General features: G+C 66.7%; 10 protein-coding genes. 5 read left to right on the forward strand and 5 right to left on the reverse strand.

What is annotated here, in order from left to right; genetic code table 11:
• Positions 1 to 4 precede the first annotated feature (4 nt).
• Together dctA and C4T78_RS03720 are read left to right on the forward strand one after the other, a co-directional pair.
• Positions 5 to 1354: a C4-dicarboxylate transporter DctA gene (gene dctA / locus C4T78_RS03715; RefSeq protein ID WP_093347221.1), complete on the forward strand. Its 1350-nt coding sequence runs from the start codon at positions 5 to 7 to the stop codon at positions 1352 to 1354.
• A 30-nt stretch (positions 1355 to 1384) separates the two neighbouring features.
• Positions 1385 to 2236 carry a GntR family transcriptional regulator gene (locus C4T78_RS03720; protein ID WP_143185739.1) on the forward strand — a complete coding sequence of 284 codons (852 nt, stop codon included), beginning with the start codon at positions 1385 to 1387 and terminating at the stop codon, positions 2234 to 2236.
• A 25-nt stretch (positions 2237 to 2261) separates the two neighbouring features.
• On the opposite strand, the gene C4T78_RS03725 is transcribed toward C4T78_RS03720, so the two are convergent.
• Positions 2262 to 3596: an SLC13 family permease gene (locus C4T78_RS03725; protein WP_093347215.1), complete on the reverse strand. Its 1335-nt coding sequence runs from the start codon at positions 3594 to 3596 to the stop codon at positions 2262 to 2264.
• Between the two features lie 491 nt (positions 3597 to 4087).
• On the opposite strand from C4T78_RS03725, the gene C4T78_RS03730 reads away from it, so the two are divergent.
• A complete protein-coding gene (locus C4T78_RS03730) occupies positions 4088 to 5131 on the forward strand; it encodes a 3-isopropylmalate dehydrogenase (protein ID WP_218161507.1) in 1044 nt (347 codons plus the stop codon).
• Positions 5132 to 5354: 223 nt separating this feature from the next.
• On the opposite strand, the gene C4T78_RS03735 is transcribed toward C4T78_RS03730, so the two are convergent.
• The 3 genes from C4T78_RS03735 to C4T78_RS03745 form a co-directional block, all read right to left on the reverse strand.
• On the reverse strand, positions 5355 to 5885 hold the full coding sequence (locus tag C4T78_RS03735; RefSeq protein ID WP_093347212.1) for an Lrp/AsnC family transcriptional regulator: 531 nt from the start codon (positions 5883 to 5885) through the stop codon (positions 5355 to 5357).
• A gap of 508 nt (positions 5886 to 6393) precedes the next feature.
• The gene (locus C4T78_RS03740) at positions 6394 to 7152 is read right to left on the reverse strand and encodes a GntR family transcriptional regulator (RefSeq protein ID WP_177247407.1); all 759 of its coding nucleotides are present in this window, start codon (positions 7150 to 7152) and stop codon (positions 6394 to 6396) included.
• Between the two features lie 129 nt (positions 7153 to 7281).
• Complete coding sequence (locus tag C4T78_RS03745) at positions 7282 to 8886, reverse strand: PTS sugar transporter (RefSeq protein ID WP_093347206.1); 1605 nt, start codon at positions 8884 to 8886, stop codon at positions 7282 to 7284.
• A gap of 268 nt (positions 8887 to 9154) precedes the next feature.
• Between C4T78_RS03745 and hutH the strand changes: the two genes are divergently transcribed.
• Positions 9155 to 10747, forward strand: a complete 1593-nt coding sequence (hutH, locus tag C4T78_RS03750) for a histidine ammonia-lyase (protein WP_093347203.1) — start codon at positions 9155 to 9157, stop codon at positions 10745 to 10747.
• Positions 10748 to 11247: 500 nt separating this feature from the next.
• Here hutH and C4T78_RS03755 read toward each other — a convergent pair whose 3' ends face one another.
• Entirely contained in the window at positions 11248 to 12123 is an 876-nt protein-coding gene (locus tag C4T78_RS03755; protein ID WP_218161460.1) for a hypothetical protein, read from the reverse strand.
• 853 nt (positions 12124 to 12976) lie between these two features.
• Here C4T78_RS03755 and C4T78_RS03760 point away from each other — a divergent pair.
• Positions 12977 to 15481: an NACHT domain-containing protein gene (locus C4T78_RS03760; protein WP_093347200.1), complete on the forward strand. Its 2505-nt coding sequence runs from the start codon at positions 12977 to 12979 to the stop codon at positions 15479 to 15481.
• The last annotated feature ends 194 nt before the right edge of the window (positions 15482 to 15675 follow it).

Consider the following 15675-nt stretch of genomic DNA (forward strand, 5'->3'; position numbering starts at 1 on the left):
CACGATGCCGTGGCCTTCCAAGCGCAAAGTCCAGAGGACCGCGAAAAGGCCCTTCTACCGATCGCTGTTCTTCCAGATCGCGGCAGGACTGGTCCTGGGCGCCATCGTGGGCGCGGTGTGGCCGGAGTTCGGCTCCGCGCTCAAACCGCTCGGGGACGCTTTCGTCAAACTCGTCAAGATGATCATCGCGCCCTTGGTGTTCTGCGTCGTGGTGATCGGGATCGCCGGGGCCGGTGACCTCGCCACCCTCCGCCGCATCGGCCTGAAGGCGCTCATCTACTTCGAGATCGTCTCCACCGTCGCACTCGTGGTGGGCCTGGTGGTCACTGAGATCATCGCGCCGGGCCGCGGGCTCAACGTGGACCCGGCCACGCTCGATCCCGGCGCGGCGCAGGAGAAGACCGACGGCGCCCCGGCGAGCACCTCGGAGTTCCTCCTGGACATCATCCCGGAAAGCGTGATCGGGGCCTTCGCCGAGAACAGCTTGCTCCAAGTCCTGCTGTTCTCCGTGCTGTTCGGGATCGCGATGATCCACGCCGGCGAACGCGCCCGGCCCTTGATGTCCTTGATCGAGAGGCTGCAGGACATCATCTTCACGATCGTGGGCTGGGTGATGAAACTCGCGCCGATCGCGACGTTCGGCGTCATGGCCTACACCGTCGGCGAGTACGGACTCGAATCGCTGACCAGCTTCGGGAAGATGATCGGGGCCTTCTACCTCGCACTCGTGGTGTTCCTCGTCCTCCTCGCGGTGCTGTTGCGGGTGACCACCGGCGTCGGGTTCTTCCGGCTCGTGAACTACGTCCGCGAGGAACTGGTCACCGCGGCGTTCACCGGCTCCTCGGAAGCCGTGCTGCCGCAGATCACCAAGAAGCTCGAAGAGGCCGGCTGCTCCCGGACCGTGGTCGGGCTGGTCGTGCCGACCGGATACTCGTTCAACCTGGACGGCGCCTCCATCTACCTCTCCGCATCAGTGGTGTTCCTGGCCCAAGCGCTGGGCACCGACCTCGGATTCTCAGAGCTGCTCACGATCATCCTGGTCGCCGTGCTGACCTCCAAGGGCATGGCAGGGGTCGCGGGATCGGCGTTCGTCGCGCTCACCGCCACGATCGGAGCCGTCGGCGGCATTCCCGCAGCCGCGGCGGTGTTGATCCTGGGCCCGGACCGGATCATGGCCAAGGGACGCACCGCCACGAACTTGATCGGCAACGTGATCGCTACCTTGATCGTGGCCCGCTGGGAAGGGCAGCTCGACCGCCGACAACTCGACCGGGCGCTCCGCCGACGCGCGTCGAAACCGGATTCGCAGGGGGAGGACATCTCTGAAACGAGCCCTTCCGCGGGCGGGCAATGAACGCCGGTTCCGAACACCAGGGCGGTGTCCGTGGCCGTGCTGCGGGCACCGCCTGTTCGAACCGCGACAGCCGACAACTGGACGACGGCTCCGCGAGAGGGATCGCCCGTACTACCTTTCTCCTCGCGCCTGTGGTGTGCTGAGAGGGAAGTCGGCCTTGCCGAGACGATCGACCTCCCGAACCGAGGAACGATGACTTCGCTGCGCCACCCGGAGAGCAATGCGGCCAAGTTGCCGAACGCGCTGCGCGATTGGGTGCGACGAGAGATCCGCGCCCGCATCGCCGACGGCAGCTTGCACCCGGGACAACGACTGCTGGAACGCGAGATCGCCGACCGGATGAACGTCTCCCGCGTGCCCGTCCGCGAAGCCCTGCGCCTCCTGGAAGCCGAGGGCTACCTGGTCGCGGCACCCACCGGGGGCGTCGTCGTCCGCCAACTGGATGCCGACGAGATCAACGAGATGTTCGACGTCCGCGGCGCTTTGGAAGCACTGGCAGCACGTTTGGCCACCAGGTACGCCGATGAGGCTGCCACGACCGCCCTCCACGAAGTCGTCCGCGCCAACCGCAGAGCCATCGACGACAACGACACCCAAGCGATCGGCCGCACCAACCACGAGTTCCACGCGTTGCTGAGGCGCACCGCGGCCAACCGCTTCGTCACCGAACGCGTCGAACCTCTCATCGGCCGGCTTTCCTGGGCCTACCAGACGAGCCCGGACCCAGAACACGTCTGGCGAGGTCATCTCGCCCTGCTCCACGCCATCGTCGCCGGCGACGAGGAAATGGCCGCCCAGGCCGCGCACCTGGACAACGAGCACAACCGGGAGATCGCCCTCAACCTGATCCGCACCCGACACCCGCGCAGCCCATTCGGCTGAGCGCGTGCTCCCGCGCCGACCTCGGTCAGATCGGCAGGAAGACGAAGGTCCACGCCACGAGCGGCGCGAGGAGCACCACCAGACCCGCGTACACCAGCATGCGCTTGTAGAAGGCCTCGCGGTGGGCGGCATCGACGTTGGCGAGGACCAGGGCGCCATTGGTCGAGAACGGGCTGACGTCGACGATGGTGGCGGAGATGGAGAGGGCGGCGGCTGCGCCGATCACGCCGAGTTCGCCGGAGGCCATCAGCGGAGCTGCGATCGCGACTGCGACACCAATGGTGCCGATCGACGATGCGAGCGCGGACACGATGCCCGACAAGTAGCACAGAAGCAGGATGGCCAACAGCGGCGTACCGAGTCCCGTGATCGCGTGGCTGGCGAACTCCACGGTGCCTGCGGTCTCGAGAACGTTGATGTAGGTGAGGACTCCACCGACGAGGACTACCGTGCTCCAGCTGACATCGGTGAGCGCCGCCTTCGCGTCATCCGGGTCGACGATGGCGAGTACGGCCGCGACCGTCATCGAGATGACACCGATGTCGACGCCGAATGCGGCTGTGCCGACGATCATGGCGACCAGGCCGGCCAAGGTCAGGAACTGGTAGGGCGAGAGCTCTGCCGAACGCGGGCTGGTGGTTTCGGCGGCCGACTCCGGTGCGAGCGCGATCAGGTCCTGCCGGCCACGGTGCTTCCCCGAACTGGCGGGGACGGTCTGCGGCGGCTCGCCGTAGCCCGACTCGACGACCGCGCCGCTACCGCCCAGGAGCTTCCGCCCGCCCATGGTGAAGTAGACGAGCAGGGCAATGCCGGTGTTGAACGCGAACGACGTCGTGAACAGCGCGAGGTGGTCGACGGGAAGGTCCTGGGACTCCAGGTAGCCGTTGACGAACACACCGTAGACGCTGAGCGGCGAGAACGCGCCGGCCATGCCGCCGTGGACGACCATCATGCCCATCATCAGCTGGTCGATCTTGTAGCGGCGGGCGAAGGGGATGGCAAGCGGGGCCACGCACGCGATCGCGAAGATCGCACCGATCGACATCAGGAGTCCCGTGAGGACGAAGAAGATCCACGGTGCTGCCGCGACCTTGCCGCGGACCACCTGCAGGCCCCACTTCACGAGAAGGTCGACGGTTCCGTTCCGCTGGGCGAACCCGAAGAGGAACGTGAGGCCCACGAGGGCGATGAACAGGTCCACCGGGAACCCTCCGAAGATGTCCTCGGTGGTCATCCCGACGGCGAGTCCGCCCACGGCGAATGCGGCGACGAGCCCGAGGACTCCGAGATTGACCGATCTCGCGGTGCCGATGATGAAGATCAGCACGAGGACGAGAATGGTCAGAACTTCAACGCTCATGGTTCTCACAGCTCCGGTCGAGCCAGGTGGCAGATTGGCGGTCAATGGTGTGAGCCATGTCGCATGCCGGTCAACACGCGCGCCAGAAGTCGGTCGGAATGCCCGTTCTCGCGTCCTCCGGCGGGGTTGGACCGGTCAAGATGATCGATCGGCCGGGCCGGCTCGCGGGGCGCGAGCAAGCTGGTCGTGATCTTCCCCGTGAATCCACGCGAACTCCGGTGCCTGCCACTTCGACACTGCAAGTTGACCGGTCACATCTCGGCCTGGCGGGCCCGAACAAGCGGATTGACCGATTAGGACGGCGGGTCATTGACCGACCTTCACAGCGATCGAAGGATGGGCGTTCACCGCAGAACGTCCAGCACACGTCAGACGCCAGTCGCTTGCGGTCGAGTGATCAATTTTCCAGGAACTCCGAGGAAGCCTCATTGTCGAACCAGCTGAACAACCACCTCGCCGCCGACTCCACGAACTCGCCCGTCCCGCAGACCGTGAAACTCGCCGTCATCCCCGGGGACGGGATCGGCCCCGAGGTGACCGCCGAGGCGCTGAAAGTCCTTGAGGTCGCCGCACCGGCCGGTGTGAAGTTCGCGCAGACCCGCTACGACCTGGGCGCCGAGCGCTACCTCTCGACCGGCGAGGTGCTGCCGGACTCGGTGCTGGCCGAGATCCGCGACCACGACGTGATCCTGCTCGGTGCTGTGGGCGGCAAGCCCAACGACCCGAACCTGCCACCGGGCATCCTCGAACGCGGGCTGCTGCTGCGGCTCCGCTTCGAGCTCGACCACTACGTCAACCTGCGCCCGTCGAAGCTGTTCCCCGGTGTCCCGTCGCCGCTCGCCAACCCCGGCGAGGTCGACTTCGTGGTGGTCCGCGAAGGCACCGAGGGTCCCTACACAGGCAACGGTGGCACCCTCCGGGTCGGCACCCCGGCCGAGGTCGCCACCGAGGTGTCGGTGAATACGGCGCACGGCGTGGAGCGGGTCGTCCGTGACGCGTTCGCGCGTGCGCAGCGCCGACCTCGCAGGAAGTTGACGCTGGTCCACAAGACCAACGTGCTCGTCAACGCGGGCTCGCTGTGGTGGCGGCTGTTCGAGGCGGTGGCGGCCGAGCATCCCGACGTCACGACCGACTACTGCCACATCGACGCGGCCATGATCTACCTGTCGACCGATCCGTCACGCTTCGACGTGATCGTGACCGACAACCTGTTCGGCGACATCATCACCGACCTGGCCGCCGCGAACACCGGCGGCATCGGCCTCGCCGCATCGGGCAATGTGAACCCCGACCGCACCACGCCGTCGATGTTCGAGCCGGTGCACGGCTCGGCTCCCGACATCGCCGGCGAACTGCTCGCGGACCCGACCGCCGCGATCCTGTCAACAGCGTTGCTGCTGGACCACCTCGGGCATCACCAAGCGGCTGCCCGCATCGAGGACGCCGTGCTCGCCGACCTCACCGAGCGCACCGCCGATACCAAGCGCTCGACGCCGGAGGTCGGCGACGCGATCGCGGCACGAATCGCCGGCTGACGTGAATCGCTACGCCGCCGTGCGCGGCCGGTGCAACTGACCGGCATCCAGGCACAGCGCTGCTGGGGAGAGCTGCCGCCTTCGGGCGCGCCGACGGCGCTCAGCTCGCCCCAGCACCGGCGAGAGCGCGGTGCTGTCGATTCCGATGCGCAGCTCGACCAGAGGAGGTGCCCGCTCTTCGCCGGTGCGCACGCAGCAGATTCCGACCGAACTGGGCGCGGCCCTACGTTCGTCGGCTCGCCGATTTCCGCTTGCGCCCACCGGACGGACGGATCGATTGGTCCAGCAGCGGCTCGACGCGATACCCCAGCACGTCCCTCATCACGACCGAGGTCCGCGATCGCTGGGCGCCGTAGCAATCGGTGATCGCCCTCGTCACCCGGCCCAAGTCCGCTGCGTTCCGGGCCACGATCTTGCACACAACGTCACCATCGCCGGTGACACCGTGAGCTTCCAGGACCTCGGGGATCTTGCGCAGGTCCCCGCTCAGGCGCTCGAAGTCCTGCTGCCGCACTTCCACCCGGACGAACGCGGTGATCTCGAAGCCCAGTAGCTGCGGAATCCGGTGTGCCTCGTTCGCACCGAGCACGCCCAACGCCTCCAGCCGAGCCAGCCGTGCCTGCACCGTGCTTCTGGCCAACTGCAACGACTCGGCGAGGCTGACGACCGTGATACGCGGATGCCGGTGCAACGCACGGAGGATCCCGACGTCGGTGGCGTCGAGTCTGACGTCTTCCTGCTCGTCCAGGGACATGGCCGGCACCTTTCAGTTCGCCCCCCCTGCAGTCGCCCAGTCACGCGAAATGCCCGCATCAACGGCCATCTGAGATGCCACATGCCGGATCTCGGCACTTCAGCCTATCGGAATGCACGTTCACGTGAAAGAACCGCTGCCAGCCCAAGCTTTCCCCGCTGCACAACGAAAGGCCTTGGTTCTCGACGAACGGCGCGCGCAGTCGGAGTCGCGAATTGCCGGAGGAAACCCACGCCAGAACGCTGCTGCGGGCCGTCGGTGCCGAGCTTGGCGACAAGGCACTCCTCGACGTTCTGCGTCCTGCCATCGAGACAGCCGAGGCACAACAAGACTCCATCACCGCGGCCCGTGCAGCCGCGGAGGCCGCCATGCCAGCGGTCGAGGGAACCACCCGTTGCAGTCATCCCGCGGCCGCGCAGCCCACGTGGGCCCGGCCCGGGCTCCAACGGCCGGAGAATGATCGACTCCAGCCACCGCCGTACCGGACCGAGATCTTTGTCCAAGGCCTCTAAGCAGTGTCCGGCTGCAAGGACAGCACGGGGTTGAGCGGCCTCGCCACCGGGTGCTGGCCGTGTTCGCGCCGGGCCATCGAGAACTGGAACGAGAAAGCATCCCGCCGGTAGTAGGAACTGACGCCAGCGATGATGACCTCGTTGTTGTCGACGACGCATCCGCGCATGAGGAAGACCGGGGAACCCGGAGGATCGTCCAACTGCTCGGCCTGCCACTCATCGAGGTCGGCGATCGTCAGGGTGAAGTCACCGAGCTGGATCTTCACCCCGAAGTCTGCCTCCAGGGTGTCGTAGATGCCGACCGACTCGAGGTCGATGTCAGCGAGGCCGGCGAACCGGGGCCACGGCAGGTAGAAGTGCTCCAGGGCCACGGGAATGTCGTCCGCGAGGCGGACGCGTCCGATGGACAAGAGCTTCCGGACCGCGTTGTCGAAGACGAAGTCGGCGGGAGCCTGGCTTCGCTGGACGACATCGACCTGGACGACTCGGGAACTGGGAGTGCGGCCACTGTCGGTGATCCGCCGGCTGAAGCCGAGGAGGTCGGAGACCGGGTACGCCAGAGGCTGGCGGTCGGCGACGAAGGTCCCGCGCCCGGCCGAGCGGTCGAGAAGACCATCGTTGACCAGGCGGGTGATGGCCTGGCGCGCGGTGCCGCGGCTGACGCCGAACTCGTCGGCCAACTGCCACTCCGGCGGCAGTTGGTGTCCCTGGTCCCACTCACGAGACGCGATCCGTGCCCGGATGACGGTGTACATCTGCTCGTGCAGGGGGATCCGTGCCCCCGCTCGCCGACTCATGGTTGCTCCTAGCCTGTGCCCTGGAAGTCCTTGTACCACATTCCGGGTGGTCGAAGGCCTTCGACGTGCAGTGGCCAACAGTCGTGGTCACGTGGTGGGTGCCGGGTTCCGGCGAACGTGGTGGCGGTTGATCAGATAGGTAAGGGTGAAGGCGAGTGCGAGGCTGGTGACCATGGAGGCTGCCATGCCGGCGGAGTTGGTGGCGACGAACGGAGCCACGACAGCAGGCAGATAGGCCGAGGCTTCCACGGTGAAGGCGCCTGCCATGGCGCCGCCAACGGTGGCCGAGGCGATGGCGACGGCGAAGACTCGCTTGTCACCGAACATAAAGGGGTAAGAAGCTTCCACGAAAGTTCCGAAGAAGAAGTTCACGGCGGCGCCGGATCCGGCCAGGGCGCGTTCACCACTGGTGCGCGGCTTGACCACGCCGGCCAGGGTGATGCCCAGCGAAACCATGACCAGGCTGACCATGTCGATCGCGCCGAAGAAGCTGTGTCCCTTCTGCCCCATTTCCAGCAGCACCAACGGCAAGATCACCGAGTGGTAAACGCCGCCGATGATCGCGAACCAGATCACGCCGCCGGCCAGCGCCCCAGCAGCGATGGAGTTGAAGGCCAACGCGGCTTCGATGCTGTACTTGACCCCGTCACCGACAGCGCTGGTCACCGGAGCCAGCACGAAGAGGACCAGCAGGCCGGGCAGCAACCCCGCCACAGCACCGGTGACGATGTTGGCAGTCGTGGCCGGAAAACGATGCGCCAGCGTCCAGCGGATCAGCCACGCGGCGAGCAGACCGGCCAGCACACCGCCGGCCAAACCGCCTAGAACGCCGCCCTTGGCGCCCAAGATGCCGGTCACAGCGCCGGCCACCAAGCCGACCTCGTCCAGTGCCGACACCTTGCGAGCGGCGACTGCGGCCACCACGATGGGCAGTCCCGCCATCAGTGTCTCGAAGACTTCGTTGACGGCGCTCAGTCCGGGGATCTTGCTGACGGCAAGAACCAGTGCCAGCGCGATGAAAGCCGGGATCGAACCGACCATGATCCCGCGGATGCTGATACGCCGCCACGCTGGCCCGCCACCACCGGCACCAGCAGCCGACGAACCGCCCCCCAGCACCGGCTTGTACTTGATCTTCCAATGCCGGGCGAGCCCCCCGACGTACGACACCGCTCGAGTGGTCGATGTCGTGCCCGTCGTACCCGACGCGGCTACGAGCTTCAGGCCCAGCTGCTGAGCTGTCGCGATCGAGGTCCCGCCTGTTCCAGCCGCGGGCAGGTCGGCTGCGACCGCTGCCTCCACCGTCGCGGCATTGGCCCCGGTCGGGTCGGCGCTGATCAGGATCAACCCGTCGATCTCACCAGCGCGCACCCGCTCGGACAACCGGACATCACGGTCCCGAGCGGCCGCGTTCACCTCTCCCAGCGGTCCTTCGGCCACCACCTGCGGCTGCCCGTCCACCAATGCCCACAGCTGCGCCGGGGTGCTGTCCGAAACTCCGTCCATCGACGCCTGCGCCGAGACGAACTGCACTTCGCCCAGCGCCAGGCCTGCGGCCTCCAGCTGCCGATTCACGTCCCGGAGCAGGCTCGCGGGATCGTCGCCGCCGTGGCTGCGCAGGTTCCCACCGCTGCTGCCCAGTACCGCTACCAGCCTCGTACGCGTGCTTGTTGCGGCCACGTCGTCGCCCATCCGAGTGCCTCCCGCCGAACCAATATAGATGTTTTGCGGAAAGGTAGACGGGCGACGGAGAACCGTCAAGGAAACTCGAACCCGCACCCTGGGCACACCCGCGACGCATCACGACTTCACCACTCCACATGCTCACATACTGGGCTTTTACCCCCTCGGCGGGTGGCCGTGACGAAGCGCTCCCACCCAACGCCCCGATGCTTGTACAGAAGAGCTCAGATACCGCAGAGTAGAAAGGTATAGATGTTTAATCGGGTGAGGAGCATGCATGAGCGGGCAGACGCGTGAGCTTGTCGGGCCGATCGCGCGGAGAGCAGGGGCCGCCGGGCTGATCGTGCTGGGAGACAGGCCTCTGACGATCGAGGACGTGGTAGCGGTCGCCCGGGACGGCGCGCAGGTCACCATCGCTGAGGACGCCCGCCGAGCGATGACGCGCGCCAGGAGCGTGGTCGAAGGACACGCCTCCTCAGAGCGGGCGATCTACGGAGTTTCCACCGGTTTCGGAGCGTTGGCCACGCGGAGGATCGACTCCGCCTCAAGGGCCCGGCTGCAAACATCGTTGATCCGATCGCACGCTGCCGGTTCGGGCCCCGAGGTGGAACGGGAGGTGGTGCGGGCGCTGATGTTGCTGCGGCTGCAGACCTTCACGACCGGGCACACCGGGGTGCGCCTAGAGGTGGCCGAGCGGTACGCGGGACTCCTGAACGCCCACGCGACCCCGGTGGTGCACGAATACGGTTCTCTGGGCTGCTCTGGGGATCTGGCGCCGCTGGCGCACTGCGCGCTGGCCATCATCGGCGAAGGGCCGGTTCGCTCGGCGCAGGGCGTGGTGCGCGACAGTGCCGAAGTGCTGGCTGAGCTGGGCCACGGCCCACTCGCGCTCGGCGCGAAGGAAGGGCTCGCTCTGATCAACGGCACGGACGGAATGCTCGGCATGCTCGTCCTGGCCGTGCACGACCTGCGCCAGCTGCTGACCTGCGCAGATGTGGCAGCCGCGATGAGCGTGGAAGCGCTCTTGGGGACCGATCGCGTCTTCGCCGCCGAGTTGCAGGCGCTACGCCCGCATGCGGGCCAGGCGGCTTCAGCAGCCAATCTCACTGCGCTGCTGGCATCCTCGGAGATCATGGCCAGTCACCGGGAAGAGGACTGCACCGTGGTGCAGGACGCCTATTCCCTGCGCTGTGCGCCCCAGGTCGCTGGCGCCGTCCGCGACACCGTCGAGCACGCCGCCCGCATCGCGCAGGTCGAGCTCAACAGCGCGGTCGACAACCCGGCGGTGCTCGATGACAGGCGCATTGAGAGCAACGGGAACTTTCATGGCGCCCCGATCGCGTACGTGCTGGACTTCCTTTCCATCGTGGCCGCCGATCTGGCTTCGATCAGCGAGCGGCGGACCGACCGCTTGCTCGACCCGGCCCGCTCCAACGGTCTTCCGGCGTTCCTGGCCGCCGCCCCCGGTCTGGATTCCGGGCTCATGATCGCGCAGTACACGCAGGCGGCACTGGTCAGTGAAATGAAGCGGCTGGCTGTGCCGGCCAGCGTTGACTCGATCCCCTCGTCAGCCATGCAGGAAGACCACGTGTCGATGGGATGGTCGTCTGCGCGCAAGTTGCGGCGCGCGATCGATGCGCTCACTCGGGTCTTGAGCGTGGAGGTGATGACCGCCGCCCGAGGACTGGACTTGCGCGCACCCCTGCAACCATCCCCCGCCACTGCGTCCGTCGTGCGGCTGCTGCGCGAGCGGGTGCCCGGCCCAGGTGCCGACCGGTGGTTGAGTCCCGAAATCGAGCGCACCGTGCAGTTGCTGGCCTCCGGCTCGGTGGTAGAAGCGGCAGAGGCAGTGGCCGGACATCTCGCCTGACCCCGCTCCGCCTCCCCCGCCCGCGAATTCGTTGGCAGCGCTGCGAAGGCGCTCAAGAACAGCGCTTCATCACCAAAAGCACCGGTGACCGGCGCCTGACCTGTCCAGATGGCGCCCCTGCCCCACCGTCCCTGAGCACTGGGTGCCAGTGAGCGTGCCAGGGGCCATCACCGCGGCGCCCCTCAGCGGTGTCGTCATGAACGTTTGCCCCACCGTCAGGGAGCCGGAGCGGCTCCCTGACGGTGGCTCCACCACGCGGAAGGACAAACGACCTCCCGCACCCGGCAACCTTGGCCGCCTGTGCGTTGCTCGACATCGACAGAGCAGGAGCCATCGTCGACTTCGCCTGATGCACCGAGAAGAATGCACACCGGTAGAACTCGCGGCTGCCTCCCCAGGAGTCACCGAAGCCGGCACGCATCAGCCGCAAGATGAGAGGAAACCTCGATCGAGTTGGAGACCGACATCGACGCGGGACCCACCACCCATGCCCGTTCGAGTCAGCTGACGGACGCGACGGCCTTCTGACCCGCACTGATGTACGTTGCTGCCGTCTGCGCAACCGCCATCCGCGCCACGTCGTCAAAAGAGGTGCCCACGACGATGATGTCGACGCCGGTGCCCCGGAAGGCGCGGAAGTTCTCCGCGTTGATTCCGCCTTCGGCCAAGGTGGGCACCGAAACGGTTTCGACCAGGGCCGCAAGACGGTCACGGATTTCGACGGGGATCTCACCAGCAGCGGCCCCACCGTAGGACATGCCCGTCATCAGGCCGATCATATCGGCTCCGATCCCCTCCATCTGCTTGGCGACCTTGGCCACTTCTCCGGGCGTGGCGGCCGCAATGCCGAACGGATGCCGGTCCTCGGGGTGGGCGATGTAGGCGTCGACCGTCAGACCATAGCGGTGCGCGACCGCGATCCAGTCCTCCAAGTCGGCGAGGCTGGACTTGTGCGTGTGCAATCCATCAGCACCCGCACGGGCCAAGTCGTAGAAGTGCTGCTCGCGCAGGGCAACAGGCTGCACCTCGGTGAACCCGCCGGGGATGCCGACAGTGACGAACACCTCGGGACCGGCGACGGCCCGAACACCGGCGACGACGCGGTCGATCTCAGCCAGGTCCAGCTCGTGGCGCACGCTCTCGGCATTGTGCATGTCCTTGACGCCATGCAGTCCTCGCGCCAGCGCGATAGCAGGGTGGTTCGGCTCGAGAAGGCGCACGCCGGCATCGACGACGGCCTTGGCCAGACGGGAGTCGTCGGCGGTAATTCCGGTGCTCAGCAGGGTCGTTCCGCCGTGGTCGGTGATCGCCTCGCGAACCTTGGCGATCGCGTGGGCGCGACGGCGATCCATGTCAGCGGACTGAAAGTTGATCACGAGCGACCTTTCTCCGGAGATGTCTCGTCGCGGCCGACTCGAGTACCGCAACGAGACAAAGATATATACCTTTGATATCCAGCGGTCAACCACGTCAAGTTAGCCTCCTAGGTCAAAGGTGCATATCTTTAAGGCCGCGCTGGTAGGCGCCGTCCCGGGAACAGGCCAACATGGCCGGTACCGGAGGACTGCCATCGAGTCACCTCGCGCCGCGACGAGAGCGTCGCCACCGTCATGAGGGCCCGGGGCTCGCCGGCCCGTCACAGAACGGCCTCATCCACGCCCAAGTCGACCAGGACCTGCCGGGGCGGCAGCGGAGAGCTGACCTCGTCGAGCGCCTACGTCTGCTCCCGACACCTTTGCTGGCTGCTGCTGCGGCGGTGATGGGCTGCGGCGTGTTCGCCAGGCCTCGGTTTTCGGCGAGGCGCTCGGATTGTGGTCTCGAAAGCACTGCGAGCCAAAGCGCCGGCTGATGCTCTGCGCTGAACACCCAAGGGCGTTCGGCCCGCAGCGCCTTCCCGTCCCTGAAGGCGGTTTCCTCGTAGTACGGGCGTGCGACGATCTGAATTGGGCCCCGAGATGGATCACATAGTTGACCACCGAGAAGACGGACCCAGCGGCAGCAGTGAGGAATACCAGTCGCAGGCTTGCTGAAAACCCGTGGGACAAAAGAACATTCGAGACTTGCACGCTAACCACACGCCTTCGCCTGCCTGGCGTCGGTTGATCGGCGAAGCCGCTTTCACCGGGTTGGCTGCACACGCGGCGAGTGGCGGGCAAAAGGTGAGGAGCTGCACGCAGTGCGCTGTGTCTTGGCTTTCGCGGACACCGCGCACCGGGTGCTCTGGCGTCAGTGAGCTTCCCTGTTACCGGAAACCTGGCTGCTCCCCCGTCGCTGTCGATCTTCTGCGACCATGGGATCATGGGGGAGGACGGTGATGGTGTTTCGAAGCACTCGCCAGCGGTCACGCGCAACGAGGTCAGCGGTGTGGTCAGTGGCCCGGTGGTGCAGGCTGGCTCGATTTCTGGCGGTGTCGTCATCACCACCGGGACTCCGACCCAGTCCGAGGTGGACAAGTGGACCGAGGGCCTGGCCCTGGGTGTGCAGAAACTGTGGCGGCGAGAAGAAGCTCATCGCCGGATCCATGACCCGGTAGCGCTGCCGGTGCGCTGGCACCCCAACCCGGAATTGGCCGATCAGTGGGCCAACATCCGCCGCCTTCCAGCTGGCGCCGCTGCCGAGCCCTTGGCTCTGTCTGGGAGTATCGACCAGCTTGGTGAGATCTATCGGAGCATCCCGTCCGGTCGGCTGGTTCTGCTCGGCGCGGCTGGTTCCGGAAAAACCGTGTTGGCCGCCCGCTTGGCGTTGGATCTGTTAGAAGCCCACGAGCCTGGTCATCGGGTTCCGGTCATTGTCAGTGTCGGCTCCTGGAACCCCACGACCACACCGCTGCACGTGTGGCTGGCTGAGCAACTCGCCCGTGACCACCCCGGCCTGGCCGCCCCTGTCCAGAAGCGTGGGCCTTCTCGGGCCGCCGCGCTGATCGACGCCGACCGGGTTCTGCCCATTCTGGATGGTTTCGACGAAATCGATGCCGGTTTGCATCGGGCCGCGCTGCGCCAGCTCAACACCATCACGGACACCCCGATCGTGGTCACCAGCCGGGTCGAGGAGTACACCAGTGCAGTGCACGGCGCGGACGTTTTCACCGGAGCCGCCGTCGTCGAACTCGACGACCTGACCCTGCACGACCTGGCCGCGTACCTGCCTCGCACTGCGGCCGGGAACCGCACCGGAATCTGGGACCCGGTCCTGCAGCGGATGCGCGCTGAACCACACGCCCCGGGGCCGGCCATGCTGCGCCAAGTCCTGACCAACCCGTTGATGGTGTTCCTGGCCCGCACCATCTACAGCGATCGCCCAGGCCAGAACCCCGCAGAACTGCTCGACACCCACCAGTTCCCCGCCGAACCGGCCCTGCAAGACCACCTGCTGGCCGAGTTCGTGCCCGCCGTGTACCAAGCCGACCAACCAGGCAGCCGTCCAGGGTGGCCCATCGACCGCGCTCACCGGTACTTGACCTATCTCGCCCACCATATCCGCAAAGCAGGCACCCACGATCTGGGGTGGTGGCAGCTCCGCGACACCATTCCCCGATCACACCGCACCATCATCTTCGCGCTGCTGGACGGGTTCATCACCTGGCTCATGTTCGGGCTCACGAATGGCCTGGCATTCTGGCTCACGAACGGAGCCCCGCAGGGGCGTCGGCTCGGATCTGTGGACGGGCCTGCAGATGGGATCGTGTACGGGTTCGTGGTCGGGCTCGTGTACGGGCTCCCGGCCATGCTGGTAAGCGGGCTCGTGGTCGCATTGACAGTCGGGCTCACCAAAGCACTCCGCGGCCAACGCAGGCGGGACAATCCGCGCTTCCTCTCCACCAAGTTCGCCATCGCGCTCGGGACCGGACTCGGCACTGGGCTCGCGAGCGCACTCGCGTACGGGCTCATGGTCGGGCTCGCCGCCCAGCTCGCGTACGGGTTCAAGGGCGTGGGCAGCGCGGTCAGTAATGGGCTCCTGCAGGGACCTGCGTTCGGGACTGGGGCCACGTACGGCCTGAGAGTTGGGCTCCGGCAGTTCGGGGTCGAGACCCAGGCCGCGCTCGTGGCCGGGATCGTGACCGGTCTCACTGCTGGGCTCTTGGTCATGGTCCTGGCCGGGCTCTCGGCCAGGCGTATTCGTGTCCGCTCCGCAGGACCTCCGCCGAGCCGTACGCGCCTTCAGATCCGCGGCCGGGGCCGATTCATCGCCGGCAAGTTCGGACTCGGGTTCGTGTTCGGGTTCGGGGGCGGGTTCGTGGTCGAGTTCGTCGATGGGATCGCCTTGCCCGGGGCAGGGCTCGCCGATGGGCTCCTTGACGGACTGCCGTTCGGGCTGTGGGTCGGGTTCATGTCCGTACTCGCGTTCGGGCTTGAGGCACCCGTTGATGCGGCTGATGTGGTCGGTGTTGGGGAGTCGCTGTCCCGAGACCGGCGAAACGCCATCCGAAAGATGCTCGCGGTCGGACTCGCGCTCGGCGTGCTGGCCGCTGACATAAACGGGCTGCCATTCGGGCTCGCGACTGCGGTCGTGGCGGGGTTTGTGGGTGTTCGCGCTACGAGCGCCTGGCTCTACTGGCTAGTTCTGGTGCGGGGGTGGCTGCCCCTGACCGGTCGCCTGCCCTGGCGGGTTCAGGCCTTCCTCACCGACGCCTATCAGCGCGGCGTGTTGCGGCAAACCGGGGTGGTGTACCAGTTCCGCCACGCCCGGCTGCAAGATCACCTCATCACCAAGGCACCGAATGCGGTGGAGGACTGATCCGCGAGGTGCTCCCCGCATCGTCGAGGAAATCTCGGGCGGACGCGCTGACTACGCGTGATCACACGGCCATAGGCGTTGACCTGCGAGTTCGCTATGACCCAGCCGATCGGGGCCGCCCAGATAAAAATTCACCCGGCGAGCCGGGTGAATCGATTTTGCGCCCGAAGCGGACTTGCACACCATTCCACCGA

Origin of the sequence: Saccharopolyspora kobensis (assembly GCF_900108315.1) — a bacterium.
GTDB classification, from domain to species: Bacteria; Actinomycetota; Actinomycetes; order Mycobacteriales; family Pseudonocardiaceae; genus Saccharopolyspora; species Saccharopolyspora kobensis.

Coding starts and splice junctions, on each gene's coding strand:
- C4T78_RS03740 (WP_177247407.1), bottom strand. CDS start 7,152: ATGTACACCGTCATCCGGGCACGGATCGCGTCTCGTGAGTGGGACCAG.
- hutH (WP_093347203.1), top strand. CDS start 9,155: ATGAGCGGGCAGACGCGTGAGCTTGTCGGGCCGATCGCGCGGAGAGCA.
- C4T78_RS03735 (WP_093347212.1), bottom strand. CDS start 5,885: ATGTCCCTGGACGAGCAGGAAGACGTCAGACTCGACGCCACCGACGTC.
- C4T78_RS03745 (WP_093347206.1), bottom strand. CDS start 8,886: ATGGGCGACGACGTGGCCGCAACAAGCACGCGTACGAGGCTGGTAGCG.
- dctA (WP_093347221.1), top strand. CDS start 5: ATGCCGTGGCCTTCCAAGCGCAAAGTCCAGAGGACCGCGAAAAGGCCC.
- C4T78_RS03725 (WP_093347215.1), bottom strand. CDS start 3,596: ATGAGCGTTGAAGTTCTGACCATTCTCGTCCTCGTGCTGATCTTCATC.